Here is a 26,671-nt window from a genome sequence, read left to right as displayed (position 1 = left end):
GAACCGCGATGAGTTCCGCCCCACCCCCCGGTCTACCCCACCGAACAGACCGACCCCGATGGGAGAGACCTCAGATGTACCAGCAGATGATCTTCGTGAACCTGCCCGTCGCCGACCTCGACGCCTCCAAGAAGTTCTTCACGGAGCTGGGCTACTCGCTCAACCTCCAGTTCAGCGACGAGAACGCGGCGAGTGTCGTGATCAGCGACACCATCGTGGCGATGCTCCTCACCAAGCCGTTCTACGCGACCTTCACCGACAAGGAGATCGCGGACGCCACGAAGACCAGCGAAGTGGCGATCTGTCTGAGCGCCGAGAGCCGCGAGAAGGTCGACGAGCTGATCGAGAAGGCCGTCGCCGCCGGCGGCACCGCCTCGGACAAGGTCCAGGACATGGACTTCATGTACGGCCGCGGCTTCGACGACCTCGACGGCCACAGCTGGGAGATCGTATGGATGGACCCGGCCGCGATCGAGGGCTGAACAGCCGCCGTGTCTAGCATGGGCGCGTGCAGACGATGCCCGCCCATGCGGCCCACCACAACGACCGTGAGATCGAGACGCTCCAGGAGTTCGACGCCACCGTCTCGGCCCGCGGCACGCTCGCGGGATACCGGATCCAGGCCGTCGATCTGACGGACCGCACCCGCGAGTTGCTCACCACGGACACGGCGGGTGCCGTCTTCCTCGGCTGCCCGATGCGCGAGGACGCGGCCGTGAAGATCCGCGCGGACGGCGCCATGGTCTTCCCGCCGGTCCCGGACCTGCCCTTCGACCCGTACCGGGGCCTGCTCTACTCGCCGGACGAACTCTTCGCCGGACTCGACAAGGGGTACGAGCACACACCCGACGCCCTCTCCTACGCCTGGTTCCAGCGGACCAAGGCCGACGGCGACATATTCGCGTCGATGCTCCGCTCGATCCACGACGACGCCGTCTCCGACGCGCTCGACGAACTCCTGCGCGGGGCAAGGGTCGTGGGTGTCATGGGCGGCCACGCGATGGCCCGCGGCACGGAGGCCTACGCCGGTGCCGCCCGCCTCGGCCGGGAGCTGACCCGCGAGGGCTTCACGGTGGCCACCGGCGGCGGCCCGGGCGCGATGGAGGCGGCGAACCTCGGCGCGTACGCCGCCCCGTTCAACGACGCGATGCTCACCGAGGCGCTCCAACTCCTCGCCAAGGAACCGAAGTTCACCCCGTCCATCACCAACTGGGCGGCCGCGGCCTTCGAGGTGCGCACCCGCTGGCCCAAGGGCGGCGGCTCCATCGGCATCCCGACCTGGTTCTACGGCCATGAGCCGCCGAACGCCTTCGCCGCGCACATCGCCAAGTACTTCGCCAACGCCACCCGCGAGGACGGTCTGCTGGCCCGCTCCAACGCGGGCGTCGTGTTCCTGCCGGGCGCCGCCGGCACCGTACAGGAGATCTTCGACAACGCGACGCCGAACTACTACGAGTCCCGGGGCGAGCCCACGCCGATGGTGCTGGTGAACCGGGCGCACTGGACGGAGAAGCTGCCGACGTGGCCGCTGCTCCAGGCGCTTGCGCGGGAGCGGTCGATGGAGTCCCGTATCGCCTTGGTCGACCGGATCGAGGAGGCTCCGGAGGCACTGAAACGTCTCGGCGGTTAATAAGCGGGCAAAGCCAAGGTCCTTGGCCCGCATATGCGTTGACACTACTTACGCAGCGCTTATAAACCTGTGAGCCTCTTGGGAGTGGAGATGCCGGTGCGTCTTCGCTCCCTCAACCCCCCGCATATGCGCAACATGTGAAGGACCAACGTGGCAGTCCTGTCCATACCCCGCCGTACCGTCGCCCGCTCCGCTCGCGTGCTCGGTATCGCCTCCGCCTCGGCCGCGCTCGCGCTCGGCGTCGGCGGCAACGCGTTCGCGTGCAACATCAACGAGTTCTCCGCCGAAGCCAAGTGCGACGGCGACAACGGTGTCATCACCGTCACCGACGTGGACCCGACCGGCGTCCCGGCCACCGTCACCGTCTACCTCCAGAACAACGGCGCCGATCTGAAGAAGGTCGGCGAGCAGGTGGTCGAGGGCTCGCGCGAAGGTGTCACCATCACCTTCGCCGAGGACTGGAAGCCGAACGCGGAGTACCGGATCCACGTCAAGGCCGGCAACCAGGTCGACGAGGACATCAAGCCGAACCTGACGACCCCGTCCACGGCCTGCAAGAAGGAGGAGGACACCCCGGCCCCGTCGGACAGCCCCACGCCGACCGCGACACCGTCGGACTCCGCCTCCACCCCGGCCGAGGAGACCCCGGTCCCCTCACCCTCGGAGGGCGACAGCACCGCCCCGGCGGACACCGCCAGCAACGTCCCGTCCCCGGCCGGTGAGTCCAACCTCGCCGAGACCGGTGCCGACTCCAACACCGGTCTGATCGCGGGCATCGCGGTCGCCCTGGTCGCGGTCGGCGGCGGCGCCGTCTTCTTCGGCCTGCGCAAGCGCAGCACGCGCTGACCCTCGGAGCGGGCCATCACCCGGGGTTCACCGGAAGGTGGCCCGCTCCAGCTCCGGGCACTGGAAGCCGACGTAACCCGTCAGCCACGACCAGCCGATCAGCCGAGCACCACGATCTCTTCCACGTCGAACTCCACCCCGACCTCGTCCCCGACCTCCGGCGCCTCCCTGAGCGCGCACGCGGCCTCCAGCCGGGGCGCGTCCTCGGGTTGCAGGTGTACGGCGACATGGGTGCCCTTGAAGGTGCGCGCGGCGACCGTGCAGCGAAGGCCCTGTTCGGCAGCCACCAGGCGGACCCCGGCGGGCCGGACGAGGAGCGTGCGGGCGCCCTCGGCGGTGTCGTCGGGCACCGGCAGCTTGCCCCAGGGGGTGTCGGCGGCCTGCCCTGCGACGGTCGCCGGAACCACGTTGTCGAAGCCGAGGAAGCGAGCCACGAACTCGTCGGCCGGCCGCTGCCACACCTCAAGTGGCGTACCGGCCTGGGCGATCCGTCCGTCCCGCATCACCACGACCCGGTCGGCGAGCGCGAAGGCCTCGCCCTGGTCGTGCGTGACGGCCAGCACCGTCGTGCCCAACTCGCTGAACAGCTCCCGCAGTTCCACCACCAGCCGCTCCCGCAGCGAGCGGTCGAGCTGTCCGAGCGGCTCGTCGAGCATCAGCAGCCGGGGCCTCGGCGCCAGCGCACGGGCCAGCGCCACCCGCTGCTGCTCCCCGCCGGAAAGGGCGGCGACGGCCCGGCCCGCGGCACCAGGAAGGCCGACGAGTTCGAGCAACTCCTGGATTCGGTCGGCCTGTTGCCGCTTCGACGCCCCGTGCATCCGCAGTCCGAAGGCGACGTTCCCGCCCGCGTCCCGCTGCGGAAAGAGCTGATGGTCCTGGAACATCAGCCCGACCCCACGCCGATGCGCGGGGATGCCCTTCTGGTCGCGCCCGTCGAGCAACACCCGCCCGGCGTCGAGGGCTTGCAGCCCGGCCACCGCCCGCAGCAGCGTCGACTTCCCGCTGCCGCTGGGCCCGAGGACACACACCACCTCGTGCTCGGCGACCGACAGATCCACGGCGTCGAGCACGGCCCGCCCAGCGAACCGCACAGTCGCGTCCTCAAGGCTCAAGAGCATCAGAACTCCCCCGTCCGATCCGTCCGCAGCCGCTCCAGCACCAGCAGCGCCACCGCGCACACCACCATCAGAATCGTCGAAAGGGCCATCGCCTGGCCGTAGTTGAGCTGCCCGGCCCGCCCGAGCAGCTTGGCCACGGCGACCGGCAGCGTCGGATTGTCCGGCCGCGCGATGAACACGGTCGCCCCGAACTCCCCCAGCGACACCGCGAAGGCGAACCCGGCGGCGATCAGCAAGGCCCGCCGCACCATGGGCAGATCCACCTCCCGCCACACCCGCCAGGGCGACGCCCCCAGCACAGCCGCAGCCTCCCGCAACCGGTGATCGACGGCGCGCAGCACCGGCAGCATGGTCCGTACGACAAAGGGCACGCCGACCAGCGCCTGTGCGAGCGGCACCAGGATCCAGCTGGCCCGCAGATCCAGCGGCGGCTCGTCCAGGGCGATCAGAAACCCGAACCCGACGGTTACCGCGGACACCCCGAGCGGCAGCATCAGCAGCGCGTCGAATCCACGTACGAACCGGCCCGCGTCCCGCCGGGTCAGCGCGGCGGCGGCGAGGCCTCCGATCAGCACGGCGATGACGGTGGCGACGACGGCGTACTCCAGCGAGTTCCCGATCGCCTCGATCGGCGGCACCAGGAAGACTCCGCTGTCGCCGCTGGTCAGGGCCCGGTAGTAGGCGAAGTCGGGCGCGTCGAGAGAGCGCTGCACGAGCACGGCGAGCGGCAGGACGATCAGTACGGCGATGGAGGCGAGGACCCCGGCCAGCAGCGCCCACTGCCCGGCCCCGCGCGGACGGCGGGCGGTGACCGACGCGTCCACCAGCCGGAGCGCGCTCTCCCTGCGCCGTACCGTCCACGCGTGCAGCGCGAGGATCGCACTCACCGCCACGAACTGGATGATCGTCAGTACCGCGGCCGTGGGCAGGTCGAAGATCTCGGAGGTCTGGCGGTAGATCTCCACTTCGAGGGTGGAGAAGGTCGGGCCGCCGAGGATCTGCACGACACCGAAGGAGGTGAAGGTGAACAGGAAGACCATCAGGGTGGCGGCGGCCACGGCGGGGCCCAGCGCCGGAAGGGTGACCTGCCGCCAGGCCTTCAGAGGTGACGCCCCGAGCATCCGCGCCGCCTCCTCCTGCCGAGGATCGAGCTGCGCCCAGAGCCCGCCGACGGTGCGCACGACGACCGCGTAGTTGAAGAAGACATGCGCCAGCAGGATCGCCCACACGGTCGTGTCCAGCCGTACGCCCCACCACTCGTCGAGCAGTCCGCCACGTCCGACGAGCGCCAGGAAGGCCGTACCGACGACGACCGTCGGCAGCACGAACGGCACCGTCACCACGGCCCGCAGGATCTGCTTGCCGGGGAAGTCGTAGCGGGCGAACACATACGCGCCGGGCAGCGCGACCAGCAGGGTCAGCGCGGTGGAGGCGAGGGCCTGCCAGGTGGTGAACCACAGGACGTGCCGGATGTCCGGCTGGGTCAGGACATCCCCGATCCGGCCGAGCTGCCAGACCCCGTCGACCCGCAGACCGCGCGCGACGATCGCGGCGACGGGGTAGGCGAAGAAGACGCCGAAGAACGCGACGGGCAGGGCCATGAGGCCGAGCCGCGCCGCGTACCTTCCGCGGCGGGCTACTTCAGTACCAGCGACGTCCATGACTTGACCCAGTCGTCACGGTTGGCGGCGATCTTGGCCGGGTCCATGGTCTCGGGGTCCTCGGCCAGCGGGCCGTACTCGGTGAACTCCTCGGGCACCTGGGCGCCTTCACGCACCGGGTAGACGAACATGTTCAGCGGCATGTCGTCCTGGAAGGTCTTGGTGAGCATGAAGTCGAGGAGTGCCTTGCCGCCCTCGGTGTTCTCGGCGTTGCTCAGCAGTCCCGCGTACTCCACCTGCCGGAAGCAGGTGCCCTCCGCGACCCCGGTGGGCGCGGTGGTCGGCTTCGGGTCGCCGTAGATCACCTCGGCGGGCGGCGAGGAGGCGTACGAGACGACGAGCGGCCGGTCGGCCTTCGCGGCCTTGCCGCCGGCGGAGCCGGAGAACTCCTCGTTGTAGGCCTGCTCCCAGCCGTCGACGACCTTGACGCCGTTGGCCTTGAGCTTCTTCCAGTAGTCCTGCCAGCCGTCGTCGCCGTACTGCGCGGCGGTGCCGAGCAGGAAGCCGAGACCCGGTGAGGAGGTGGAGGCATTCTCGGTGACCAGGAGGTTCTTGTACTCCGGCTTGATCAGGTCGTCGAAGGAGGACGGCGGGGTCAGCTTGTGGTCCTCGAAGTACTGCTTGTCGTAGTTGACGCAGATGTCGCCGGTGTCGACGGGCGTGACGCGGTGCTTGTCCTCGTCGGCCCGGTACTCCGGCAGGATCAGGTCGGAGCCCTTCGCCTCGTACGACTGGAAGAGCCCGTTGTCGAGGGCCCGGGACAGCAGGGTGTTGTCGACGCCGAAGAAGACGTCGCCCTGCGGGTTGTCCTTGGTGAGGATGGCCTTGTTGACGGCCTGCCCGGCGTCGCCGTCCTCCAGGACCTTGACCTGGTAGCCGGACTCCTTCTCGAAGGCGGCGAGGACGTCCTTGGACACGGCCCACGAGTCGTGGCTCACGAGGGTGACGGTCTTGGAGCCCCTGGAGGACTCTCCGTCGTCGGACGACCCGCACGCGGACAGCAGGACGAGACCGAGGCCTACGCAGACAGCCGGATACTTCTTGTTGTTCACGGTGATGACCGAACTTCCTACCCAGAATGACCTGGGCGAGGTTCAGAGGGTCTGCGGCCCGATCGCCGCACTCTCAGCGCTGTCGCGCTCCCCTGTCGGATATTGAAGATGTACGACGATCAGACTACCGCTCGGTGGCCGCGAGCTGACCGCAGGCCCCGTCGATCTCCTGACCACGGGTGTCCCGGATCGTCACCGGCACTCCGTGCGAGGCGATGGCCTCGACGAACGCCTTCTCGTCCTCCGGCCGGGAGGCGGTCCACTTGGAGCCCGGAGTCGGGTTCAGCGGAATCAGATTCACATGCACGGGCCTGCCCTTGAGCATCCGCCCGAGCCGGTCGCCTCGCCAGGCCTGGTCGTTGATGTCCCGGATGAGCGCGTACTCGATGGACAGCCGGCGCCCCGACTTGGCGGAGTACTCGAACCCGGCGTCGAGGACCTCGCGGACCTTCCAGCGGGTGTTCACGGGGACGAGGGTGTCGCGCAGCTCGTCGTCGGGCGCGTGCAGCGAGATCGCCAGCCGGCACTTGAAGCCCTCGTCGGAGAACCGGTGGATGGCGGGCACGAGCCCGACCGTCGACACGGTGATCCCGCGCTGGGACAGCCCGAGCCCGTCCGGCTCGGCGTCGGTGAGCCGCCGGATGGCGCCCACGACCCGGTTGTAGTTGGCGAGCGGTTCGCCCATGCCCATGAAGACGATGTTGGAGAGCCGCGACGGACCCCCGGGCACCTCACCGTCCCGGAGCGCGCGCATACCGTCGACGATCTGATGGACGATCTCGGCGGTGGACAGATTCCGGTCGAGCCCGGCCTGCCCGGTGGCGCAGAAGGGGCAGTTCATCCCGCACCCCGCCTGCGAGCTGATGCACATGGTGACCCGGTCCGGGTACCGCATCAGCACGGACTCGACGAGCGTCCCGTCGAACAGCCGCCACAGCGTCTTGCGGGTGGTCCCCTCGTCGGTCGACAGATGCCGTACGACCGTCATCAGCTCAGGGAACAGCTCCTCGCGCAGCTTGCCGCGCGACCCGGCGGGGATGTCGGTCCACTGCTCGGGGTCGTGGGTGTACCGCGCGAAGTAGTGCTGCGAGAGCTGCTTGGCACGAAACGGCTTCTCCCCGACCGCCGCGACGGCGTCCTTACGCTCGGCGGGCGAAAGATCGGCAAGGTGCCGCGGCGGCTTCTTGGCTCCGCGCGGGGCGACGAATGTGAGTTCTCCGGGCTTAGGCATGGCCGTACCAGTGTCGCAGATCGAATGGTGTGGCCAGGGCCGCCCGTTTCCCGGTGGTCTTACGCGCTGGTCTTACGCCGTGGATTTACGCGGTGGTCCCCTCCAGCCGCTGCTTGAGGAGTGCCTCGTCCTTCGGGAGCTCCTTGCGGACCTGGGGTCGGACGACGAGGGGCACCAGGACCTTGCCCAGGCCGTGTCCTTCGAAGTCGATCTCTATCGTCACGCGGGAGCGGCGGCCGTCGTCGAGGGGTTCGATCGAACCGTGGGTACGGGGCCGGACGGGCCCCTCGACCCCGTGCAGATCCCAGCTGCGCGCCGGGACGAGGTCGTCGAACTCCACGGTCATCGGAAACTCACGGTTGCCGAGGCGACGGGTGACCTTGACTCGCGAGCCGGGGTGGACGGGCCCCTCCTCCAGCGGCTCCGCCTTGACGGCGCTCAGCTGCCATTCGGGCAGGTGGGAGGGGTCGGTGATATACGCGTAGACGTCTTCGGGTGTGCGGTCGACGTCGATGGATTCTCGGATGATGGCCATGGTTGAACTCCCTTTGAGGGCGTACACCGCCGTATACCCCAAATCGTCCCACCGGACCGCCCAACAGAACAGGCGAGCCCCCGCCGAAGCGGGGGCTCGTCCGGGGTCCGTGCGAGGCTCAGCCGGATCCGACGAACAGCACGAGCAGCAGCCACACCACCGGAGCCGTGGGCAGCAGGGAGTCCAGGCGGTCCATGATTCCGCCGTGTCCCGGCAGCAGCGTGCCCATGTCCTTGATGCCCAGGTCGCGCTTGATCATCGACTCGCCGAGGTCACCCAGCGTGGCGCTCGCCGCCACCGCGAGGCCCAGCAGCAGGCCCTGCCACCAGGTGCCGTCGTCGATCAGGAACTGCATGCACAGCGCGCCGGCGACCATGGCGAACGAAACCGCCCCCAGCAGCCCCTCGCGGGTCTTGCCGGGGCTGATGCGCGGAGCGAGCTTGGTCTTGCCGAAGCGCCAGCCGACCGCGTACGCCCCGGTGTCGCTGACCACCGTCAGCAGCAGGAACGTCAGCACGCGTGCCGGGCCGTCGTCGGCGGTGAGCATCATCGCGACGAACGTCGCCAGGAACGGGACGTAGAAGGCCGCGAAGACGCCGGCGGTGACGTCCTTGAGGTAGCCCTCCGGCGGTTCCGTCATCCGCCAGACCAGTACGGCCAGCGCGGTGAGCGCCATCGCCACCCAGGCGCCCTCGGCGCCTCGGACGTAACCGGCGACGACCATCGCCGCACCGCCGACCGCGAGCGGTACGAGCGGCGCTCTGATGCCCTTGCGCTCGTCGAGCCGCTTGGTCAGCTCCCACAGACCCACGACGACGGCGACGGCCACGACGCCGACGAACACGGCCTTGTAGACGAACAGCGAGGCGACGATCACCGCGCCGAGCCCGATACCGACCCCTATCGCCGCACCCAGATCGCGCCCGGCGCTCTTCTTCTGAGGTCGGGGCGCCGGCTGCGGGGCGTCGTGCATGGGCTCCGGATTCTGCGGCGCGTTCCCGTGGGTGTGCGCCCGCGGCGTCTCGTCGCGGAACAAGGGGCCACTCAGCCGAGCGGCCCCCCGGTCGTCATCCTGGTCGTCGCCGTATCGAGGTACGGCGGGTCCGTCGGGCACGATGGGCATGGGGCGAGTGTGCTGCGCCTCAGGCGCATCGTACGCGGGACCCGCCGGGGCAGCCCCCTGGACAGGCCCCTGGTCGGACGGCCCCCAGTACCCGGCTTGTGGCGGCGCTCCCCAGGAAGAGTCGTTCATCAGACCTCGAGCAGCTCCGCTTCCTTGTGCTTCAGGAGCTCGTCCACCTGCGCCACGTACTTGTGGGTGGAGTCGTCGAGTTCCTTCTCCGCACGGCGGCCCTCGTCCTCGCCGACCTCGCCGTCCTTGATCAGCTTGTCGATCGCGTCCTTGGCCTTGCGGCGCACCGAGCGGATGGACACGCGCGCGTCCTCGGCCTTGCCCTTGGCGACCTTGATGTAGTCGCGGCGGCGCTCCTCGGTGAGCTCGGGGAACACCACACGGATGATGTTGCCGTCGTTGCTCGGGTTGACGCCCAGGTCGGAGTCGCGGATCGCCTGCTCGATATTGCGCAGCGCGGTCTTGTCGAACGGGGTCACGACCGCCATGCGCGGCTCCGGCACGGAGAACGAAGCCAGCTGGTTGATCGGCGTCGGCGCGCCGTAGTAGTCGGCCACGATCTTGTTGAACATCGCCGGGTGCGCACGGCCGGTGCGGATCGCGGCGAAGTCCTCCTTGGCGACCACGACGGCCTTCTCCATCTTCTCCTCGGCCTCGAGGAGGGTCTCTTCGATCACCACTTGCTCCTGCGTGTCTTGAGTAGGCCCGGCTGCGGTTCCTTGCGGGGGCGGCGGCCGGCTGCGTCGCGTCTTCTTCCTGCACGGTTCCCGACCGGCAGGACATTGTCCATCCCCCGGTCAGGGTCCGTAGGTGTTGCCTGTCAGTCCCGGCTGTCCTGCTCACCCACAAGCGTGCCGATCTTCTCACCCTTGACGGCGCGGGCGATATTGCCCTCCACCAGAAGCTCGAAGACGAGGATCGGAAGCTTGTTGTCGCGGCACAGCGTGACGGCGGTGGCGTCGGCGACCTTGAGGTCGCGGGTGATGACCTCGCCGTAGCCGAGGGAGTCGAACTTGACCGCGTCCGGGTTGGTCTTCGGGTCGGAGTCGTAGACCCCGTCCACGCCGTTCTTGCCCATCAGCAGCGCCTCGGCGTCGATCTCCAGGGCGCGCTGGGCGGCGGTCGTGTCGGTGGAGAAGTACGGCATGCCCATACCGGCGCCGAAGATGACCACGCGGCCCTTCTCCAGGTGGCGCACGGCGCGCAGCGGGATGTACGGCTCGGCGACCTGGCCCATAGTGATGGCGGTCTGGACCCGGCTGTCGATGCCCTCCTTCTCCAGGAAGTCCTGGAGGGCGAGGCAGTTCATCACGGTGCCGAGCATGCCCATGTAGTCGGAGCGGGCGCGGTCCATGCCGCGCTGCTGGAGTTCGGCGCCGCGGAAGAAGTTGCCGCCGCCGATGACGACCGCGACCTGCGCCCCGTCGCGGACGACGGCCGCGATCTCGCGGGCGATCTTGTGCACCACGTCCGGGTCCACGCCGAGGCCCCCACCGCCGGAGAAGGCCTCTCCGGACAGCTTCAGCAGATACCGGCCGCGTACTTTGCCGTCGTCGCTCTTCTGGGCCTTGGTGGTCATGGAATTCTCAATTCTTTGAACGGGTCGCACATACGAAGAAGGCCATTGCCGATGGGAACTGGTTCGTATCCCATGCGCGGCAATGGCCTCCTCGTCAGATCTGCTGTCGTCCGCCACACAAGTGACGGCGTACGCGGACGACTGCTGTCGACCTTATCGGGGTCGAGCGTCGATCGCGGTACGGACTCAGATGCCGACCTTGATACGCGTGAAGCGCTTCAGGGTGACACCGGCCTCGTCCAGGACCTTCTGGACGGACTTCTTGTTGTCGAGCGCGTACGGCTGGCCGAGCAGCGTGGCGTCCTTGAAGAAGCCGTTGAGGCGACCCTCGACGATCTTCGGCAGGGCGGCCTCGGGCTTGCCCTCGGCGCGGGTGGTCTCCTCGGCGACGCGGCGCTCGGACTCGACGACGTCGGCCGGCACGTCCTCCTTGGAGAGGTACTTCGGCGCGAAGGCGGCGATGTGCTGGGCGACACCCTTGGCCAGGTCGGCGTCGGCCTTGTCCAGCTCGACCAGGACACCGATCTGCGGGGGCAGGTCGGGCATGGTGCGGTGCATGTAGGCGAAGACGAAACCGTCGGCGAACTGCGCGAAGCGGTCGAGGACGATCTTCTCGCCGAGGTTGGCGTTGGCCTCGTCGACGAACGCCTGGACGGTCTTGCCGGCCTCGATCTCGGAGGCGAGCAGGGCCTCGAGGTCGGCCGGGGAGGTCGCGGCGACGTGCTGCGCGATCTGGTTGGCGACGGCCTGGAACTTGTCACCCTTGGCGACGAAGTCCGTCTCGCACTTCAGCTCGACCAGGACACCGGAGGTGTTGTCGTCGGCGATGAGGGACACCACGGCGCCGTTCTCGGCGGAGCGGCCCTCGCGCTTGGCGACGCCCTTCTGGCCCTTGATACGGAGCGCCTCGACGGCCTTGTCGACGTTGCCCTCGGCCTCGTCCAGCGCCTTCTTGCAGTCCATCATGCCGGCGCCCGTGAGCTCACGGAGCTTCTTGACGTCGGCGGCGGTGTAGTTCGCCATGAGTCTCGAAATCTTTCTCGAAGTCTGGAAGATCGAAGATCTGCGGAGTCTGCGATCCACATGTAGACGCGGATCTACGACCCACCGCTGACCTACGGGTGAACGGCGGGGGCGGACTTGATGTCACCGCCCCCGCCGTCACCACTGACGCTGACGGGTCAGGCCTGCTCGGCCTCAGCGGCCGGGGCCTCAGCAGCCGGAGCCTCGGGGGCGGCCTCAGCGGCCGGAGCCTCGGCAGCGGCCTCGGCGGGCGCCTCAGCGGCGGCCTCGGCGGCAGCCGGAGCCTCCTCGGCCTTCTTCTCACCCTCGAGCAGGTCGCGCTCCCACTCGGCGAGCGGCTCGCCCGCGGCCTTCTCGCCCTTGCCCTCCGTCGCCACGCCGGAACGGGCGATGAGGCCCTCGGCGACGGCGTCGGCGATCACACGGGTGAGCAGGGTGACGGAGCGGATCGCGTCGTCGTTGCCCGGGATCTTGTAGTCGACCTCGTCGGGGTCGCAGTTGGTGTCGAGGATGGCGACGACCGGGATGTTGAGCTTCCGGGCCTCACCGACCGCGATGTGCTCCTTCTTGGTGTCCACGATCCAGACGGCGCTGGGCACCTTGGACATCTCGCGGATACCACCGAGGGTCTTCTCCAGCTTGGCCTTCTCACGCGAGAGGACCAGGAGCTCCTTCTTGGTGAGGCCGGAGGCGGCCACGTCCTCGAAGTCGATCTGCTCGAGCTCCTTGAGGCGCTGCAGACGCTTGTAGACGGTGGAGAAGTTGGTGAGCATGCCGCCCAGCCAGCGCTGGTTGACGAAGGGCATGCCGACGCGGGTGGCCTGCTCGGCGATGGCCTCCTGCGCCTGCTTCTTCGTGCCGACGAACATGACCGTGCCGCCGTGGGCGACGGTCTCCTTGACGAACTCGTAGGCGCGGTCGATGTACGACAGCGACTGGAGCAGGTCGATGATGTAGATGCCGTTGCGCTCGGTGAAGATGAAGCGCTTCATCTTCGGGTTCCAGCGACGGGTCTGGTGACCGAAGTGGACGCCGCTTTCCAGCAGCTCCCGCATCGTGACGACGGCCATGGCCGTTCTCCTTGAGTTTCTCGGTTGTGCCGCGGATGCCGGACGGCTCCCGCGCCTGACGCCCACATGCGCCGTGCCACGAAGGACCGAGGAGCGCTGACACGGGTCGTTTTGTCGACCCGATGTCGGGGCGTGCGAAGTCGACCCGGTGACCCGGATCGCCAGAAGAAGTGTACGGGACCGCGAAGGCAGCGGGTGACGCCGCTGTCCACAACCGCAGGGTGATCCACAGATTGCGCCATGATCGACGGGGTGCGGGGAGTCTGTGGGGATGCGAGCAAAACAATGCGCGGCTACGGCGGCGCTGGCACTGACGGCCTTGCTGCTGCCCGATGCGGGACCCGAGGCACCGATGTCCCCCACGGCGACAGCCATCACCGCCTGGCCGGTGCCCGACCCCACGGTCCTGCGCGGCTGGGACCCCCCACCGACTCCCTACGCCGCCGGCCACCGAGGGGTGGACCTGGCAGCACCGATGGGCACACCGGTACGAGCGGTGAGAGCCGGCCGAGTCTTCTTCGCGGGACAGGTGGCGGGCCGAGGCGTCCTCTCCATCGAACTGACGAACACAGGCACCCCACCCCTCCGAATGACGTACGAGCCGATCGACCCGGAGGTCAAAAAGGGGGCGGAGGTAAGGGCGGGCCAGGTGGTCGGCACGGTGGGCGAGCCCACGTCCCACTGCCCGACGTCGTGCGTCCACTGGGGCTTACGGAGGGGAGACACGTACCTGAACCCACTGGCCTTGCTGCACAGGGGCCCGTCGAGACTGCTGCCGGTACTCGGCGTACCACTTCCCTAGCCGGAGCGGAGCGCTCAGCCCCGAACCCCCCGCAGCGCCATGGACACCGCCGCGTCCGTGATGGCCGGGGGCTCCTCCGCCGCCCCCAGCTCGATCCGCCGCACCGCCGCGTCCACGACCCCCTGCAGCAGCATCGCCGCCAGCCGCGGCTCCGTATGCCCCATGTCCCGCAACGCCTCGACGATCATCGCGACCAGCCCGCCGTGCGCGGCCCGGATCTTCTCCCGGGCCCCCGCATCCAGCTCACTCGCGGAAATGGCCACCACGGCCCGGTGCCGCCGGTCCCCCACCAAGGCCAGCTGTGCCCGCACATACGCCTCGACCTTGCCCTCGGCCGACTCCGCCCGCTCCATCGCCGCCGAAACCTCAGCGGCCCAGACCGGAAAGTCGACCTCGCACAGCTCCTCGACCACGGCGGCCCGAGACCGGAAGTACTCGTACACGGACGACCGCGCAAGCCCCGTCCGCTCGGCGAGGGCCGGAAAGGTCAGCGCCTCCGTACCGCCCTCGGACAACAGGGAACGAGCCGCGTCCAGCAGGGCGGCTCGCTGCATCGACCGGTGCTCGGCCACGGAGGCCGCTCGAATCCTTGGCACGCCAACCACTCTACGGACGCGCCGCCCACGACGGGAGTGGCTCCCGGCCGCCCGCTCGGACTCACCGTCCGAAACTCGCCAGCTTCGCCCGCAGCTGAAGCACCGACTTCGTATGGATCTGGCTCACCCGGCTCTCGGTCACCCCAAGCACATTCCCGATCTCGGCGAGCGTGAGCCCCTCGTAGTAGTAGAGCGTCACGACGGTCTTCTCCCGCTCGGGCAGGGTATTGATCGCCCGCGCCAGAAACCGTCTCAGCTCCCGGTCCTCGGCCACCTCGACGGGGTTGTCCGCGGCGGTGTCCTCAAGCGTGTCCATGACGCTCAGCCCGTCCCCGCCCTCACCCCCCACATGCAGCAGCTCCTCCAGCGCCACCACGTTGGCCAGCGACAACTGACTGAACACCGCGTGCAGTTCGTCCACCGCGATGCCCATCTCGTCGGCCACCTCCCCCTCCGACGGCGTCCGCCGCAGCCGCGCCTCCAGCGTGGCGTACGCCCGCTCGACGTTCCGTGCCTTCTGCCGCACCGAGCGCGGAATCCAGTCGAGTGCCCGTAGTTCGTCGATCATCGCGCCCCGGATCCGGGTGATCGCGTACGTCTCGAACTTGATCTCCCGGTCGATGTCGAACTTCTCGATCGCGTCGATCAGCCCGAACACCCCCGAGGACACGAAATCGGCCTGCTCCACGTTGGGCGGCAGCCCGACGCTCACCCGTCCCGCCACGTACTTCACCAGCGGCGAGTAGTGCAGGATCAGCTGCTCACGCAGCCGCTCGTCCCCCGTCGCCTTGTACGACCGCCACAGCTCGTCGAGCGTCGAGGGAGCGGGCGGCCGCACGCTGCCACCGTCACGGGCGGCTGGGGGGATCGCCGCCCGGTCGGACCCGGAGGTGTGCTGGGGCATTCGTCGCCTTGTGCCGTTCTGCCGTGAAGTGCGGGTGCCTGGGTGAGCTGTCGGTCTGGTACGGGTCTGGGGGTCGAGCTGCCGGTCTGCACCGGAATCCACGTGAGCGTAGCGTGACTGGAGTGTCGCGGTGTGCGAAGGCCAGGGCTCGGGGAGGGCGCAGATACGTTCCGCTAGGCGTCCCCCCGGGGCATGGCGGTCGCTCTGCGTGATCGACCGCGCACACCAACTCCGGGAATTCCCAAGGGCGTCGCGGTTCCCCCGGACGGCCGAACACGCTCGGTCAACATCGACTCCGACCTCCGCGGACCGAGATCATCGCCTGGCGTGTCAACTTCCAGCCATCGCCGTGTCGTTCGACGTAACCGAGTGCCCGGAGTTCGTACAGCCGGGCGATGGCGTCGTCCTCGGTCGTCTGCGCCGCACGGGCGATCTCGTCGGCCGGGGCCGCGCGCTGCCCGGGCAGCGCGGCCAGCACCCGGCGCGCACCCGGCTCCAGCAGATCCCGCGGCAGGACGGGCCCGCGCCGATCCGGAGCGAGCTCCCCCATGTCCCCGACGAGCTCGACAACTTCCGCGGCATCGGTGACGAGGACGGCGTCCCCGCGCAGCAATTCATGCACCCCGGCCGAGAGCCCACTGGTCGCCGGCCCCGGTACCCCTATCGTGTGGCGCCCCAGCCGCTGCGCCGCCCGAGCGGTGGCCAGCGACCCACTGCGATGAGCGGCCTCGACGACGACAGTGCCCCTGGTCAGGGCAGCGATCACTCGATTCCGCACGATGAACCTGCTGGGCGTCGGATGGTCCCCGGGAGGCAACTCCCCGATGACGAGCCCCTGTTCGGCAATCCTGGTGATCAACTGGGTGTGCCCACGCGGATAGGGCCGATCAACCCCACAGGCAAGCACGGCGACGGTGGCCCCACCGGCAGCAAGAGCACCCCGATGGGCAGCCCCGTCAATGCCATAGGCACCCCCGGAAACCACCACCCACCCCCGCTCAGCCAGCCCGGAGCCAAGGACGGCGGCCATATGGGATCCGTACTCGGTACAGGCCCGCGCCCCCACAACGGCAACGGACCGCAGCGCCCACATCCGCAAGCTGGGCATCCCCCGAACCCAAAGCCCAACAGGCCGCGCATCCCCGAGATCATCGAGCTGCCCAGGCCACTCGGCATCCCCCGGACACACAAACCGAACGCCCGCCGCCCGGGCATCGCCCAGATCCCGCTCAGGCACTGCCCGCTCAGCCCGCCCCAACAACCCGGCCCACCGCCGCTCGCTCACCCCGTCAAGCCTGGCTCCCTTCTCCCGCAGCCGCCGCGCGACTTCCCGAGCTCCCAGTTCCCGTAGCCACCGTCCCGCGACCTCGTCCCCGGGCTCGAGCACCCGGGCGAGGAACACCCGGTCATGGAGCTCCTCGTCCGGATCATCGGCGGGGCTCATGTCAACGCCCCGATGGCCATGGGCACCCCTCGGGGGACCCCTGTGCGCAGTTGCAGGGCCAGGGCGACGTCCGTCGCGTCGGGCCGGTCGTGGCCGACGAGGTCGGCGACGGTCCAGGCGACGCGCAGGACACGGTCAAGACCGCGCGCTGTCAGCACGCCGCGTTCCAGATTGCGCTCCGCTTCGTCCATCGCGCCGGGCGTGGAGTACCAACGACTGCGCAGCTCCCGGCCCGGCACCTCGCTGTTCGTCCGCCACGGGGTGCCGGCCAGCCGGGCCGCCGCCCGGTCCCTGGCCTCCTGTACCCGTGCGGCCACCGTCGCCGTGGACTCGCCCCGGGCACCGCGCTCGGTGAGCTCGGCGCGCGTGACCCGGTCCACCTCGACCCGCAGATCGACCCGGTCCAGCAGCGGTCCGGAGAGCCTTGCCTGGTACCGGCGGATCACTGCGGGCGGGCATTCGCAGAAGTCGTCGTTCTGGGAGAACCGCCCACAGGGGCAGGGATTGGCCGCGAGCACCATCAGGAACTTCGCCGGGAACCGGACCACACCCGCGCTGCGTGCGATCACGACATGCCCGGACTCCAGGGGCTGCCGGAGGGCGTCCAGAGCCTGGCTGCTGAACTCGGGGGTCTCGTCCAGGAACAGGACGCCTCGATGGGAGAGCGACACCGCGCCCGGCCGTGCGATCCCGGGGCCGCCACCGACCAGCGCCTGCATCGTCGCCGAGTGGTGCGGGGCGCAGTAGGGCGGGACGTCGATCAGGGGCTTGCCCGGAGGCAGCAGGCCCGCCACCGAGTGCACCGCCGTGACCTCCAGCGACTCCTGCCTGGCCAGCCGGGGCAGGATCGCCGGCAGCCGCTCGGCGAGCATCGTCTTGCCCGCACCGGGCGGCCCCTCCAGGAACAGATGGTGCCCGCCGGCCGCGGCGACCTCCACCGCCGTACGGGCCGAGCGCTGGCCCACGACGTCGGCGAGGTCATGGCCGCTGTCCTGCTGTGCCGCTCCGGCGCTGTGCATTCCGGTGGCCGCGCCCGTGCCCGGCACCCGCAGTCCGGCGAGCAGCGGATCCGGGCGGCCCGGTTCGTGCGGTTCCTCGTCGGGCACGGGTTCGTCGGCCAGTACGGCGATCAGCTGGCGCAGGCTGCGCACCCCCAGCACGGAGACGCCCGGCACCAGGGAGGCCTCGGCAGCGGCGCACTCCGGGACGACCACCTGTTCGTAACCGGCGTTGGCCGCGGCCAGCACCGCCGGGAGGATTCCGCGAACGGGCCGTACCCGGCCGTCCAGGCCCAGCTCCCCGATCATCACGATGTCGGCGAGCACCCGCGGATCGATCCGCTCCGCGGCGCCCAGGACCGCGCAGGCGACAGCCAGGTCGAAGCCGCTGCCGGCTTTCGGGACCGACGCCGGACTGAGCCCGACTGTCAGCTTCTTCTGCGGCCACTCGGCCCCCGAATTCACCACAGCCGCCCGAACCCGATCCCGGCTCTCCGTCAGGCTCTTGTCCGGGAGGCCCACCAGGGTGAACGCCGCGACGCCCGGTTCGAGGTCGGCCTGGACCTCGACGACCACGCCCTCGACTCCGACCAGGGCCACCGAACAGGTGCGTGCGAAACCCATCACGCCACCCCCCGCACATGTTCGACCACGGGGGCGCCGCGCTCGGGGAGGAGGACGCCCACGATGTCGATGCGGACGCCGCCGGGTGGTGCTCCTCCGTGGGACTGGATCCAGCGTTCGGCCAGGTGCCGCAGGCGTTCCGCCTTCTCGGGGGTCACCGCGGCCATCGGGTGTTCGAAGCAGTCGCCCCTGCGGGTCTTGACCTCACAGACGACCAGCGCGTCCCCGTCCCGCGCCACGATGTCGATCTCGCCGGTCCGGCCGCAGCGCCAGTTGCGCTCCAGGACCGTCATCCCGGTCTCGGCCAGCCTCCTCGCGGCCAGCCCTTCTCCGTACTTGCCGAGTGCACTGCGTGCGTTCATGTCGGCACCACCTCCGGCACCGACGATCACGCATCCGCCCCCAAGAAAAGGATCTTGGTGGACAAGTCACTCCCTGTGGATAACTCCGTCACCCGCCCGGGAGTTCGAGGTCGCTCTTGTTCAGCTCCTCGATGTTCACGTCCTTGAATGTCAGCACACGAACCTGCTTCACAAAGCGGGCCGGCCGGTACATGTCCCACACCCAGGCATCCGCCATGGACACCTCGAAGAACACCTCACCCTGGACCGAGTGCACCTGCATCTCGTAGTCGTTGGTCAGGTAGAAGCGCCGCTCGGTCTCGATCACATATTTGAACAGACCGACGACATCGCGGTACTCCCGGTAGAGCTTGAGCTCCATCTCGGTCTCGTACTTTTCGAGGTCCTCGGCGCTCATGGCATGTTCCCCTTCAGCCGTGCGATCCCCACCATTGTGCGCCAGTCCCGTAAGCCTCTAGACGATTTCGGTGTCAAGGGTCACGGGCCCGGCGGGGGGACCTTCGTCGAGCAGCCTGCGCAGCAGCTCGGCGAGTCTGGTCGGATACACCGTCTCATGTGCCTGGGTCAGTTCCTGACACGTCCACCAGCGCGCTCCGGCGACACTGCGCCGCTCCAGCTCGGTGAGGCCCATGGCCCGAGTCGCCGTCTGCGTCGTACGGGCCAGGTAGTACCACTCGTCCTGGTCCCAGCGGCGCCCCGCGAACGGGAACGAGCACATCCGCCGCCACAGCACCGGTCCGAGTTCGACCTCGGTGATGCCGGTCTCCTCCGCGAGTTCCCGCAGAGCGGCCTGTTCACGGGTCTCGTCGCCCTCGACGCCCCCGCCCGGCGTGAACCACCAGTCGTCGCTCCGATCGTCCGGCTCATGCCCGTGCAGCAGCAGGATCCGGTCCTCGGGGTCCAGCAGAACGACCCGGGCCACCTTACGCATCCCGCCCGTGTACGTGTCCTCAGCGGGCACCCGCGAGCTCCGTCCGCCTCCGGGAGCGGCCGGCCAGCCGTTTGGCGACCGGGCCGTACGCCGCACCGCCCAGGATCAGCACCGCTCCGACGACGACCAGGGCGACGATCGTACGGAGCGGACCCGGCGAGGACACACCACCCAGCGTCTCGAAGCCGGTCGCGCGCTGCAGCATGCCGTCCATGGGCCATACGACGGCGTCCACCCGGGCCGACACGGCACTGCGCGCCACGGTGCCCTGGGCGGCGTCGGTGAGGTGGGCCGTGGAGTCCAGGGAGCCATGACGCTCGTCGCCGAGAAGGAACAGCCGGCCCTTGGGGACCGTCACGGTCGGAAAGTCCTTGATCTCGGCCAGGCTGCCCTCGGGCAGATACGACTCCTCGATCTGCTTGCCGTTGACGGTCAGCTTGCCGTCGGTGCAGCAGGAGACCGTGTCACCGCCGACCGCGACCACACGCTTGAGCACATTCGCATTGGTGACCCACGACGTGTCCCGGAAGACGACGACGTCACCGCGGCGCACCTCGTCGCCGTCGACGCGCTGCGCCAGCACCCGGTCACCGGCGTCGATCGTGGGCGCCATGGAAGTGGTCGGCACGGTGTACGGCCGGTACACCACCACCCCCCAGGCGAACCCGCCGAGGAACAGCACCAAGCCGAGGGCCACGGCCAGCCCGGACAGTATTCCGCCCAGGTCGGTGCCCGACTTCCCCTTGTCGTTTCCCACGTCCGCTCCCATTCCACAGTCCGCGCCGGGGCACCATATCGCGCCGGGAAAAGACCATGGCGGCCTCCCCGAGATCCTGGGGAAGACCGCCGGGCCCCGTGCTGCGCGGCTATTGAGCGGTGAGGCGGCGGCGGCGCCACAGCGCCAGCGGTACGACACCCGCGAAAGCGAGCGTTTGCGGTGCGTACGGCAGTGCGGCCGCGGCGGACGCCCGCGCGTCGAGCGGCTGGTCGAAGGTGTCGGGAACCGGCAGGGTGCCCCAGCGGTTGATCGGCCAGGCCTTCACGATGGCGCGCCCGACGACCTCGTCGACCGGGACCATGCCCTTGTACTTGTCGCCCTGGTTGTAGCGCGAGTCACGCGAGTTCTGCCGGTGGTCACCCATGACCCAGATGAAGCCCTCGGGGACCTTCACCTTGAACTGGCCGCCCTGGTCGTCATTGGTGCAGGGGGTGTTGCCGGGGTAGACGTACGGCTCGTTCAGCGCCTTGCCGTTGACCTTCAGCGGGCCGGTGCCCTCGCACTCGACCGTGTCACCGCCGACGCCGATGACGCGCTTGATGAGGTCCTTCTCCTCGGACGAGGGCATCAGGCCGATCCAGCTGAGGAACGTCTGCAGCGCGTTCGGCTCGGGCGCCGGCTCGCCCCACAGCCACTTGCCGGGATCGTGGAAGACGACCACCTCGCCGCGGTCGGGCTCGGAGCCGAACCACGGGGTGAGCTTGTCGACCAGGACGCGGTCACCCCGCTGGAGGGTGTTCTGCATCGAGTCGGAGGGGATCGAGAACGCCTGCAGGAGGAACGTCTTGATCAGCAGCGCGAGGACGAGCGCGATGCCGATCAGGATCGGCAGCTCCTTCCAGAAGGAGCGCGGCTTCTTCGGCGTGGGCGCCGAGTCGCCGGGACCGTGCCCGTCCGTATCGGTGCGCGACGCCGTACCGTCCTCGGCCGCTCCGGCGTCACTCCCGGAACTCCCCGAGGTCAGGGCGCCGTTCGAGACCTGGTCGGCCGCTTCCACGGGGCGTCCGCGGTCCTCGCCGTCGTGCCCGGATCGTGCGCCTACCGCCACATCCCCCACGCCAACTCCTTACTCTGTGCCGCTGCCTGCCCCAAAGACGATGCAGGCCCACCACTCCCATAACGAGCGGGAGTTCCCCAGGGCTCGGGAGTCGGATCGTTCCGTTCGGATCGTCGGAGGCAACCCTATGCGACAGCTGCGGGGCCGCGGTCGACCCGGTGGCCGAGTCGGAGACGGATGCGTAGGTTTTCGGTTCGTCCAACGTGCCCCAGTGCCCGAAGGGCCAGGCGATGACCATGGCGCGGCCCACGACCTCGTCCTCGGACACCGTGCCGCCGTTCTGGTCCTGGTGCGAACGGGAGTCGGCGGAGTCGGCCCGGTGGTCGCCCATCACCCACAGCCGCCCCTGGGGGACGGTGATGTCGAACTCGGTCAGGGAAGGGGCGTTCCCGGGGTAGAGGTAGTCCTCCTGCAAGGGGACGCCGTTGACGGTGACCCGCCCTTGCGCGTCGCAGCACTGGACCCGGTCACCACCGACGCCGACGACCCGCTTGATGAGGTCCTTCTCGTTGTCGGACGGCAGCAGACCGATGAAGGTGAGCCCTTCCTTGATCTGCTTGACGACGACGGGGTCTTCCTTCTTGGCGGTGGGCTGCTCGTCCTTGAGCCAGCCGCCGGGGTCCTTGAAGACGACGACGTCCCCGCGCTGCGGCTTGGAGCCGAACCACGGGGTGAGCTTGTCGACCAGGACCCGGTCGCCGATCTGGATCGTCTGCTCCATCGAGCCCGACGGGATCACGAAGGCCTGGACGAGAAAAGTCTTCAGTACGAGGGCTATCAGCACCGCGACACCGACGAGGAGCGGTATCTCCTTGATGGCGCTGCGCCTGCGCCGTCGCTTGACCTTGCGCTGGAGCTTGCGCCGCTCCGCGCGCGTACGGCCGCCGCCGGAGCCGGAGGCGCGCCGGACGCCGGTGGGCAGGAGGTTGTCGGCAGCGCTGGAGGGTGCCCCGCGTGGCTTGCCACGGTTACCCATGCGCACCCTCCGGGGCCGGCACGCGCGCGTACGCGTCGGGGCGCTCCAGGCGGGTCCAGTGGTCGGTGGGCCAGAGGATCCAGTCGGCCCGGCCGACGACGTCCTCGACGGGGATCATGCCGCCGCCCGGGGAGCCCAGGTGGTCGCGGGAGTCGCTGGAGGCGCTGCGGTGGTCGCCGAGGACGAAGAGGGTGCCGTCGGGCACGACGACGTCGAAGGACACGCTGGAGGCGCCGTCCCCGGGGTACAGGAACGCCGACTCGTCGACCGACCGGCCGTTCACCTGGATCCTCCCCTCCTTGTCGCAGCAGACCACATGGTCTCCCCCCACACCGACAACGCGCTTGATGTAGTCGGCGTCCCCGAAATACCCGGTTCCGTCGAAGACGACGACATCGCCACGCCGCGGCTGGGCACCGAAACGGTACGCCAACTTATTTACGAGAACGCGGTCCCCGATCCTCAATCCGCGCTCCATGGATCCGCTGGGAATCTGGAACGGCTGGAGCACGAACGTGCTGAGCAGCAGCAGGAAGACCAGGCAGACCAGCAGGGTCAGGGTGATCCGCCCGCCGGGCAGCCAGGCGGAGATCCGCGACACCAACGCGAAACGCGACCGTCCCTCCGGCCCTCTCGGATCCGAGGTGTCCTCGGCTTCGGAAGGGCGGGAGGAGCGGTCGCGCTCCGTCGGCTGTGCTTCGGTGTCCATCGGGGCCAGATGCTATCCGGCCCCGCTGTGACGTCCGGAAAGCGCTCAGTTCTCGCGCTTCTCCTTGATCTTCGCGGCCTTGCCGCGGAGCTCACGGAGGTAGTACAGCTTGGCGCGGCGCACGTCACCCTTGGTGACGAGCTCGATCTTCTCCACGATCGGGGTGTGCACCGGGAAGGTGCGCTCGACGCCGACGGAGAAGGAGACCTTGCGGACCGTGAAGGTCTCGCGGACACCGGCGCCCTGGCGACGGATGACTACGCCCTTGAACTGCTGCACACGGGAGCGGTTGCCCTCGATGACGCGGACGTGGACGTTGACGGTGTCACCCGGGCGGAAGGCCGGGACGTCGCTGCGCAGCGACGCGGTGTCGACGGAGTCGAGCAGGTGAGACATTTCGTCTGCTTTCTTCACCCATGCCACAGGTCATAGGCGGGAGCTAGTTTCCAAGAGGATGCTGTTCGCGTCGGGGCGGGCGTCGTGTCCCCCTGTGGCAGGGGCGCACGCCGGACGGCGCACAACAGGGGCCTATTCTTCCACGCCGTCCGGCCTGCGCCAAAATCGACCATGGGGTTCGCCCTCGGGATCCGGTGCCCAGCCCAGGATGGAGAGCATCTCGCGGTCCTTCTTGTCGAAGGCCTTGGGGTCGCAGCGCTCGATCAGATCCGGCCGGTGGGCCGCGGTGCGCTTGAGGGCCTCGTCCCGCCGCCACCGGGCGATCTTGCCGTGGTGCCCGCTGATCAGCACGTCCGGGATGCCACGGCCGCGCCACTGGGGCGGCTTGGTGTAGACGGGCCCCTCCAGGAGGTTGGCCATGGCGCCGGGCGCGAAGGAGTCGTCCCGGTGCGACTCGGCGTTGCCGAGGACGCCGGGCAGCAGCCGGGCCACGGCCTCCGTCATCACCAGTACGGCCGCCTCACCGCCGGCGAGGACATAGTCGCCGATGGACACCTCGTAGACCGGCATCCGGGTGGCGTACTCGTCGATGACCCGTCGGTCGATGCCCTCGTAGCGGGCCGGGGTGAAGATCAGCCAGGGGCGCTCGGAGAGCTCCACGGCCAGTTCCTGGGTGAAGGCACGGCCGCTGGGCGTGGGGACGATCAGCGCGGGCGCGTGGGAGCCCGTCTCGTAGCCGTCGGCGAGGACGGAGTCCAGGGCGTCGCCCCAGGGCTCGGTCTTCATGACCATGCCCGGGCCACCGCCGTACGGCGTGTCGTCGACCGTGTTGTGACGGTCGTAGGTCCAGCCGCGCAGATCGTGCACCTGGACGTTCAGCTGTCCACGCGCGCGTGCCTTGCCGACCAGGGAGACGTTCAGGGGCTCCAGGTACTCGGGGAAGATCGTGACGACGTCGAGCCGCATTACGACTCTTCCCGCGACGAGTCGATCTCCGCGCGGTCGTCGATCAGACCGGGCGGCGGATCGATGACCGCCTTCTGCTCGGCGAGGTCGATCTCGGTGACGATCTCCTCGACGAACGGGATCATCACCTCGCTGCCGTCGGGCCGCTCGACGATGAACAGGTCCTGCGAGGGCAGATGCGAGATCTCGGTGATCCGGCCGACCTCCTCGCCGTCCTTGGTCACCACGTCCAGGTCCATCAGCTGGTGGTCGTAGTACTCGTCCTCCTCCTCGGGCAGCTCGTCGGGGTCGACGTCGGCGATGAGGAGGACGTTGCGCAGGGCCTCGGCGGCGGTGCGGTCGTGCACGCCCTCGAAGCGCAGCAGCAGCCGCGAGCTGTGCACACGGCCGGTCTCGATGGTGAGCGGGCCCACTGATGCGGGATCGGTGGCCAGTACGGCTCCGGGGCCGAGCCGGAGTTCCGGCTCGTCGGTACGTACCTCGACGGTGACCTCGCCCTTGATGCCGTGGGCGCGGCCGATCCGGGCGACTACGAGCTGCACTTTTCGAAGATCTCCTGTCGTACGTACGACTGCGGGCCGGGGACGGCCCAGTGGCCCTCCCCGGCCCGAGCCGGTGCTGCGTTCGGCGTCAGCGGACGTGGTCCACGTCGACGAGGTCGACACGGATACCGCGGCCGCCGATGGCGCCCACGACGGTGCGCAGAGCGCGTGCGGTGCGGCCGTTGCGGCCGATCACCTTGCCGAGGTCGTCGGGGTGGACCCGGACCTCGAGCACTTGCCCGCGGCGCAGATTGCGGGATGCGACCTGCACATCGTCAGGGTTGTCGACGATGCCCTTCACGAGGTGCTCGAGAGCCTCCTCGAGCATGCTCAGGCCTCGGCCGACTCAGAGGACTCGGCAGCAGCCTCGTCCTTCTTCTCCGCCTTCTTCTTCTGGGTGATGGCCTCACCCTTGCCCTCGTCGTCGCCGCTCAGGGCCTCGAACGAGGGGCGCGCGGCCTTCTCGGCCGGCTGGAGCAGCGGCGCCGGGGCGGGCTCGCCCTTGAACTTCTGCCAGTCGCCGGTCTTCTTGAGGATGGCGAGCACGGGCTCGGTCGGCTGGGCGCCGACGGAGAGCCAGTACGCCACGCGCTCGGCGTTGACCTCGATACGCGAGGGGTTCTGCACCGGGTGGTACAGACCGATCTCCTCGATCGCACGACCGTCACGACGGGTACGGGAGTCGGCGACGACGATGCGGTAGTGAGGCGAACGGATCTTGCCCAGACGCTTCAGCTTGATCTTGACTGCCACGGGAGTGGGTTCTCCTGGTTTTGACGTGGTTGGGCACGGCGAGATGGCCGCGTGGGGTTGCGGTACCCGAGTGCCCGATGGACGCGTCAGCCGGAGGAGAGAGGGGTCCTGTGCGGCTGTCGAGTACAGCTAGCCATTGTGCCACACCCTGCGGCTCGGTTCGGACCGAGGGCGGCCGCGCGCGGGCATGCCTGAGCAGGACCCGGCGCCGTGGGTGCCGCCACAACCGTAAGCGGCACCCCGGCGCACGCACCTCACCCACTCGACCGGCAGCCACGAGATGCCGGTACTCGGTCGGTGGTTACGCCGCGCCCACGACCTCGGGAATCCGGAACGGCTTTCCGCAGCCGCCGCAGACGATCGGGGCCTGGGCCAGGACCGACGGGACGACGCGGACATTGCGGCCGCAGTCGCAGACCGCCTTGACCCGTACGCCGCCGCCGGAGGAGCCGTGCCGGGCCGCCGGGCCGCGGAAGGAGCGGGCCGTGTCCGCCGAAGTGGCCGCCGTGTGCGCCTTCAGGGCGCGCTGGAGGCGCTCGATCGTCGGGCGGTAGCGCCGCTTGGCCTCCGGGTTGAGCGTGACCAGCGAGAAACCGCTGCTGGGGTGCGGTTCATCGGGGTGGTCCAGGCCCAGCTCCTCGGCGATGGCGAGGAATCTGCGGTTGTGGTAGCGGCCGGCACGGGAGGTGTCGCGGACTCCGCGGGCGGCGGCGATGCCGTGCACCGCCTCATGAAGCAGCCGCTCGAAGGAGAGCTCGTGTCCGCACGCGGACGACGACTCTCCGATCAGGGACTCTGGCGCGGCGAGATCCGGCAGCTCGGGGTGGTGCCGCTGAATATCGGCCCACGCCTGCGCCAGTTCTGCGGCGAGAACAGGTGGTGTCTGTGTCGTGCTCACGTAATGACAACGAGCCGGGGTGCCCCAGTGTTCCGATTCCGGGCCATCCCAAATAATT

At 69.2% G+C, this 26,671-nt stretch carries 31 protein-coding genes; 4 read left to right on the top strand and 27 right to left on the bottom strand.

Features of this window, described 5'->3' with window-relative positions:
- The first annotated feature begins 74 nt into the window (after nucleotides 1-74).
- The 3 genes from OHT76_RS30835 to OHT76_RS30825 all read left to right on the top strand — a co-directional run bounded on the left by OHT76_RS30835 (nucleotide 75) and on the right by OHT76_RS30825 (nucleotide 2,476).
- On the top strand, nucleotides 75-482 hold the full coding sequence (locus OHT76_RS30835) for a VOC family protein (protein ID WP_328874117.1): 408 nt from the start codon (nucleotides 75-77) through the stop codon (nucleotides 480-482).
- Nucleotides 483-508: 26 nt separating this feature from the next.
- The gene (locus OHT76_RS30830; protein WP_328874116.1) at nucleotides 509-1,630 is read left to right on the top strand and encodes an LOG family protein; all 1,122 of its coding nucleotides are present in this window, start codon (nucleotides 509-511) and stop codon (nucleotides 1,628-1,630) included.
- Between the two features lie 150 nt (nucleotides 1,631-1,780).
- Nucleotides 1,781-2,476, top strand: a complete 696-nt coding sequence (locus OHT76_RS30825) for an LAETG motif-containing sortase-dependent surface protein (protein WP_328874115.1) — start codon at nucleotides 1,781-1,783, stop codon at nucleotides 2,474-2,476.
- A gap of 98 nt (nucleotides 2,477-2,574) precedes the next feature.
- Here OHT76_RS30825 and OHT76_RS30820 read toward each other — a convergent pair whose 3' ends face one another.
- The 10 genes from OHT76_RS30820 to rpsB all read right to left on the bottom strand — a co-directional run bounded on the left by OHT76_RS30820 (nucleotide 2,575) and on the right by rpsB (nucleotide 12,877).
- A complete protein-coding gene (locus OHT76_RS30820) occupies nucleotides 2,575-3,594 on the bottom strand; it encodes an ABC transporter ATP-binding protein (protein WP_328874114.1) in 1,020 nt (339 codons plus the stop codon).
- Nucleotides 3,594-5,195, bottom strand: coding sequence for an ABC transporter permease (locus tag OHT76_RS30815; RefSeq protein ID WP_328874113.1), 1,602 nt, complete (start codon nucleotides 5,193-5,195; stop codon nucleotides 3,594-3,596). Before OHT76_RS30815 ends, OHT76_RS30820 begins: the two co-directional genes overlap by 1 nt.
- Nucleotides 5,196-5,230: 35 nt before the next feature.
- Nucleotides 5,231-6,307, bottom strand: a complete 1,077-nt coding sequence (locus OHT76_RS30810; protein WP_328874112.1) for a thiamine ABC transporter substrate-binding protein — start codon at nucleotides 6,305-6,307, stop codon at nucleotides 5,231-5,233.
- Nucleotides 6,308-6,431: 124 nt separating this feature from the next.
- The gene (gene rlmN / locus OHT76_RS30805; RefSeq protein WP_328874111.1) at nucleotides 6,432-7,538 is read right to left on the bottom strand and encodes a 23S rRNA (adenine(2503)-C(2))-methyltransferase RlmN; all 1,107 of its coding nucleotides are present in this window, start codon (nucleotides 7,536-7,538) and stop codon (nucleotides 6,432-6,434) included.
- An 85-nt stretch (nucleotides 7,539-7,623) separates the two neighbouring features.
- Nucleotides 7,624-8,073 carry an SRPBCC family protein gene (locus tag OHT76_RS30800; protein WP_328874110.1) on the bottom strand — a complete coding sequence of 150 codons (450 nt, stop codon included), beginning with the start codon at nucleotides 8,071-8,073 and terminating at the stop codon, nucleotides 7,624-7,626.
- A gap of 118 nt (nucleotides 8,074-8,191) precedes the next feature.
- Nucleotides 8,192-9,325 carry a phosphatidate cytidylyltransferase gene (locus tag OHT76_RS30795; RefSeq protein WP_328874109.1) on the bottom strand — a complete coding sequence of 378 codons (1,134 nt, stop codon included), beginning with the start codon at nucleotides 9,323-9,325 and terminating at the stop codon, nucleotides 8,192-8,194.
- The gene (frr, locus tag OHT76_RS30790; protein ID WP_030943211.1) at nucleotides 9,325-9,882 is read right to left on the bottom strand and encodes a ribosome recycling factor; all 558 of its coding nucleotides are present in this window, start codon (nucleotides 9,880-9,882) and stop codon (nucleotides 9,325-9,327) included. Before frr ends, OHT76_RS30795 begins: the two co-directional genes overlap by 1 nt.
- 143 nt (nucleotides 9,883-10,025) lie before the next feature.
- Nucleotides 10,026-10,784 carry a UMP kinase gene (pyrH, locus tag OHT76_RS30785; RefSeq protein ID WP_328874108.1) on the bottom strand — a complete coding sequence of 253 codons (759 nt, stop codon included), beginning with the start codon at nucleotides 10,782-10,784 and terminating at the stop codon, nucleotides 10,026-10,028.
- A 186-nt stretch (nucleotides 10,785-10,970) separates the two neighbouring features.
- Nucleotides 10,971-11,807, bottom strand: a complete 837-nt coding sequence (tsf, locus tag OHT76_RS30780; protein WP_328874107.1) for a translation elongation factor Ts — start codon at nucleotides 11,805-11,807, stop codon at nucleotides 10,971-10,973.
- Nucleotides 11,808-11,965: 158 nt separating this feature from the next.
- Nucleotides 11,966-12,877, bottom strand: a complete 912-nt coding sequence (rpsB, locus tag OHT76_RS30775) for a 30S ribosomal protein S2 (RefSeq protein ID WP_328874106.1) — start codon at nucleotides 12,875-12,877, stop codon at nucleotides 11,966-11,968.
- 271 nt (nucleotides 12,878-13,148) lie between these two features.
- Between rpsB and OHT76_RS30770 the strand changes: the two genes are divergently transcribed.
- On the top strand, nucleotides 13,149-13,679 hold the full coding sequence (locus OHT76_RS30770) for a M23 family metallopeptidase (protein ID WP_328874105.1): 531 nt from the start codon (nucleotides 13,149-13,151) through the stop codon (nucleotides 13,677-13,679).
- A gap of 14 nt (nucleotides 13,680-13,693) precedes the next feature.
- Here OHT76_RS30770 and OHT76_RS30765 read toward each other — a convergent pair whose 3' ends face one another.
- The 17 genes from OHT76_RS30765 to OHT76_RS30685 form a co-directional block, all read right to left on the bottom strand.
- Entirely contained in the window at nucleotides 13,694-14,251 is a 558-nt protein-coding gene (locus tag OHT76_RS30765) for a TetR/AcrR family transcriptional regulator (RefSeq protein ID WP_328876659.1), read from the bottom strand.
- An 85-nt stretch (nucleotides 14,252-14,336) separates the two neighbouring features.
- Nucleotides 14,337-15,179, bottom strand: a complete 843-nt coding sequence (gene whiG, locus OHT76_RS30760; protein ID WP_328874104.1) for an RNA polymerase sigma factor WhiG — start codon at nucleotides 15,177-15,179, stop codon at nucleotides 14,337-14,339.
- Between the two features lie 283 nt (nucleotides 15,180-15,462).
- Nucleotides 15,463-16,623 (bottom strand): DNA-processing protein DprA, encoded by a 1,161-nt coding sequence (gene dprA / locus OHT76_RS30755; RefSeq protein ID WP_328874103.1) that lies wholly within the window; start codon nucleotides 16,621-16,623, stop codon nucleotides 15,463-15,465.
- On the bottom strand, nucleotides 16,620-18,245 hold the full coding sequence (locus OHT76_RS30750) for a YifB family Mg chelatase-like AAA ATPase (protein ID WP_328874102.1): 1,626 nt from the start codon (nucleotides 18,243-18,245) through the stop codon (nucleotides 16,620-16,622). Before OHT76_RS30750 ends, dprA begins: the two co-directional genes overlap by 4 nt.
- Entirely contained in the window at nucleotides 18,245-18,607 is a 363-nt protein-coding gene (locus OHT76_RS30745; RefSeq protein ID WP_328874101.1) for a YraN family protein, read from the bottom strand. The genes OHT76_RS30750 and OHT76_RS30745 overlap by 1 nt, the downstream gene beginning before the upstream one ends.
- 88 nt (nucleotides 18,608-18,695) lie before the next feature.
- A complete protein-coding gene (locus OHT76_RS30740) occupies nucleotides 18,696-19,004 on the bottom strand; it encodes a DUF2469 domain-containing protein (protein WP_003965949.1) in 309 nt (102 codons plus the stop codon).
- A gap of 57 nt (nucleotides 19,005-19,061) precedes the next feature.
- Nucleotides 19,062-19,538, bottom strand: a complete 477-nt coding sequence (locus OHT76_RS30735; RefSeq protein ID WP_328876658.1) for an NUDIX hydrolase — start codon at nucleotides 19,536-19,538, stop codon at nucleotides 19,062-19,064.
- 19 nt (nucleotides 19,539-19,557) lie between these two features.
- Nucleotides 19,558-20,295 carry a signal peptidase I gene (gene lepB / locus OHT76_RS30730; RefSeq protein WP_328874100.1) on the bottom strand — a complete coding sequence of 246 codons (738 nt, stop codon included), beginning with the start codon at nucleotides 20,293-20,295 and terminating at the stop codon, nucleotides 19,558-19,560.
- 109 nt (nucleotides 20,296-20,404) lie between these two features.
- Complete coding sequence (gene lepB / locus OHT76_RS30725) at nucleotides 20,405-21,373, bottom strand: signal peptidase I (RefSeq protein ID WP_328874099.1); 969 nt, start codon at nucleotides 21,371-21,373, stop codon at nucleotides 20,405-20,407.
- Nucleotides 21,255-22,349, bottom strand: coding sequence for a signal peptidase I (lepB, locus tag OHT76_RS30720; RefSeq protein ID WP_328874098.1), 1,095 nt, complete (start codon nucleotides 22,347-22,349; stop codon nucleotides 21,255-21,257). The genes lepB (OHT76_RS30725) and lepB (OHT76_RS30720) overlap by 119 nt, the downstream gene beginning before the upstream one ends.
- Nucleotides 22,342-23,058, bottom strand: a complete 717-nt coding sequence (gene lepB, locus OHT76_RS30715; protein WP_328874097.1) for a signal peptidase I — start codon at nucleotides 23,056-23,058, stop codon at nucleotides 22,342-22,344. The genes lepB (OHT76_RS30720) and lepB (OHT76_RS30715) overlap by 8 nt, the downstream gene beginning before the upstream one ends.
- Before the next feature lie 45 nt (nucleotides 23,059-23,103).
- Nucleotides 23,104-23,454 carry a 50S ribosomal protein L19 gene (rplS, locus tag OHT76_RS30710; protein WP_328874096.1) on the bottom strand — a complete coding sequence of 117 codons (351 nt, stop codon included), beginning with the start codon at nucleotides 23,452-23,454 and terminating at the stop codon, nucleotides 23,104-23,106.
- A 132-nt stretch (nucleotides 23,455-23,586) separates the two neighbouring features.
- Nucleotides 23,587-24,420, bottom strand: a complete 834-nt coding sequence (gene trmD, locus OHT76_RS30705; RefSeq protein ID WP_328874095.1) for a tRNA (guanosine(37)-N1)-methyltransferase TrmD — start codon at nucleotides 24,418-24,420, stop codon at nucleotides 23,587-23,589.
- Nucleotides 24,420-24,962 carry a ribosome maturation factor RimM gene (gene rimM, locus OHT76_RS30700; protein WP_328874094.1) on the bottom strand — a complete coding sequence of 181 codons (543 nt, stop codon included), beginning with the start codon at nucleotides 24,960-24,962 and terminating at the stop codon, nucleotides 24,420-24,422. The genes trmD and rimM overlap by 1 nt, the downstream gene beginning before the upstream one ends.
- Before the next feature lie 88 nt (nucleotides 24,963-25,050).
- Entirely contained in the window at nucleotides 25,051-25,290 is a 240-nt protein-coding gene (locus OHT76_RS30695; RefSeq protein WP_031107040.1) for an RNA-binding protein, read from the bottom strand.
- A 2-nt stretch (nucleotides 25,291-25,292) separates the two neighbouring features.
- Nucleotides 25,293-25,715 carry a 30S ribosomal protein S16 gene (gene rpsP / locus OHT76_RS30690; RefSeq protein ID WP_328874093.1) on the bottom strand — a complete coding sequence of 141 codons (423 nt, stop codon included), beginning with the start codon at nucleotides 25,713-25,715 and terminating at the stop codon, nucleotides 25,293-25,295.
- A 301-nt stretch (nucleotides 25,716-26,016) separates the two neighbouring features.
- Nucleotides 26,017-26,613: a hypothetical protein gene (locus OHT76_RS30685; RefSeq protein ID WP_186282930.1), complete on the bottom strand. Its 597-nt coding sequence runs from the start codon at nucleotides 26,611-26,613 to the stop codon at nucleotides 26,017-26,019.
- Between the last annotated feature and the right edge of the window lie 58 nt (nucleotides 26,614-26,671).

The sequence above is a fragment of the Streptomyces sp. NBC_00287 genome (assembly GCF_036173105.1).
In the GTDB taxonomy this organism is placed as follows: Bacteria; Actinomycetota; Actinomycetes; order Streptomycetales; family Streptomycetaceae; genus Streptomyces.
The sequence above is the reverse complement of the archived record's forward strand: the minus strand, read 5'-3'. Positions and strand labels throughout refer to the sequence as shown.

Coding starts and splice junctions, on each gene's coding strand:
- whiG (WP_328874104.1), bottom strand. CDS start 15,179: ATGCCCCAGCACACCTCCGGGTCCGACCGGGCGGCGATCCCCCCAGCC.
- pyrH (WP_328874108.1), bottom strand. CDS start 10,784: ATGACCACCAAGGCCCAGAAGAGCGACGACGGCAAAGTACGCGGCCGG.
- rpsB (WP_328874106.1), bottom strand. CDS start 12,877: ATGGCCGTCGTCACGATGCGGGAGCTGCTGGAAAGCGGCGTCCACTTC.
- OHT76_RS30835 (WP_328874117.1), top strand. CDS start 75: ATGTACCAGCAGATGATCTTCGTGAACCTGCCCGTCGCCGACCTCGAC.
- OHT76_RS30735 (WP_328876658.1), bottom strand. CDS start 19,538: ATGCGTAAGGTGGCCCGGGTCGTTCTGCTGGACCCCGAGGACCGGATC.
- tsf (WP_328874107.1), bottom strand. CDS start 11,807: ATGGCGAACTACACCGCCGCCGACGTCAAGAAGCTCCGTGAGCTCACG.
- OHT76_RS30750 (WP_328874102.1), bottom strand. CDS start 18,245: ATGGGTTTCGCACGCACCTGTTCGGTGGCCCTGGTCGGAGTCGAGGGC.
- OHT76_RS30795 (WP_328874109.1), bottom strand. CDS start 9,325: ATGAACGACTCTTCCTGGGGAGCGCCGCCACAAGCCGGGTACTGGGGG.
- OHT76_RS30770 (WP_328874105.1), top strand. CDS start 13,149: ATGCGAGCAAAACAATGCGCGGCTACGGCGGCGCTGGCACTGACGGCC.
- lepB (WP_328874098.1), bottom strand. CDS start 22,349: ATGGGTAACCGTGGCAAGCCACGCGGGGCACCCTCCAGCGCTGCCGAC.
- lepB (WP_328874097.1), bottom strand. CDS start 23,058: ATGGACACCGAAGCACAGCCGACGGAGCGCGACCGCTCCTCCCGCCCT.
- OHT76_RS30740 (WP_003965949.1), bottom strand. CDS start 19,004: ATGAGCGCCGAGGACCTCGAAAAGTACGAGACCGAGATGGAGCTCAAG.
- OHT76_RS30800 (WP_328874110.1), bottom strand. CDS start 8,073: ATGGCCATCATCCGAGAATCCATCGACGTCGACCGCACACCCGAAGAC.
- rlmN (WP_328874111.1), bottom strand. CDS start 7,538: ATGCCTAAGCCCGGAGAACTCACATTCGTCGCCCCGCGCGGAGCCAAG.
- OHT76_RS30695 (WP_031107040.1), bottom strand. CDS start 25,290: ATGCTCGAGGAGGCTCTCGAGCACCTCGTGAAGGGCATCGTCGACAAC.
- OHT76_RS30820 (WP_328874114.1), bottom strand. CDS start 3,594: ATGCTCTTGAGCCTTGAGGACGCGACTGTGCGGTTCGCTGGGCGGGCC.
- rplS (WP_328874096.1), bottom strand. CDS start 23,454: ATGTCTCACCTGCTCGACTCCGTCGACACCGCGTCGCTGCGCAGCGAC.
- dprA (WP_328874103.1), bottom strand. CDS start 16,623: ATGAGCCCCGCCGATGATCCGGACGAGGAGCTCCATGACCGGGTGTTC.
- OHT76_RS30815 (WP_328874113.1), bottom strand. CDS start 5,195: ATGGCCCTGCCCGTCGCGTTCTTCGGCGTCTTCTTCGCCTACCCCGTC.
- OHT76_RS30745 (WP_328874101.1), bottom strand. CDS start 18,607: ATGAACGCACGCAGTGCACTCGGCAAGTACGGAGAAGGGCTGGCCGCG.
- trmD (WP_328874095.1), bottom strand. CDS start 24,420: ATGCGGCTCGACGTCGTCACGATCTTCCCCGAGTACCTGGAGCCCCTG.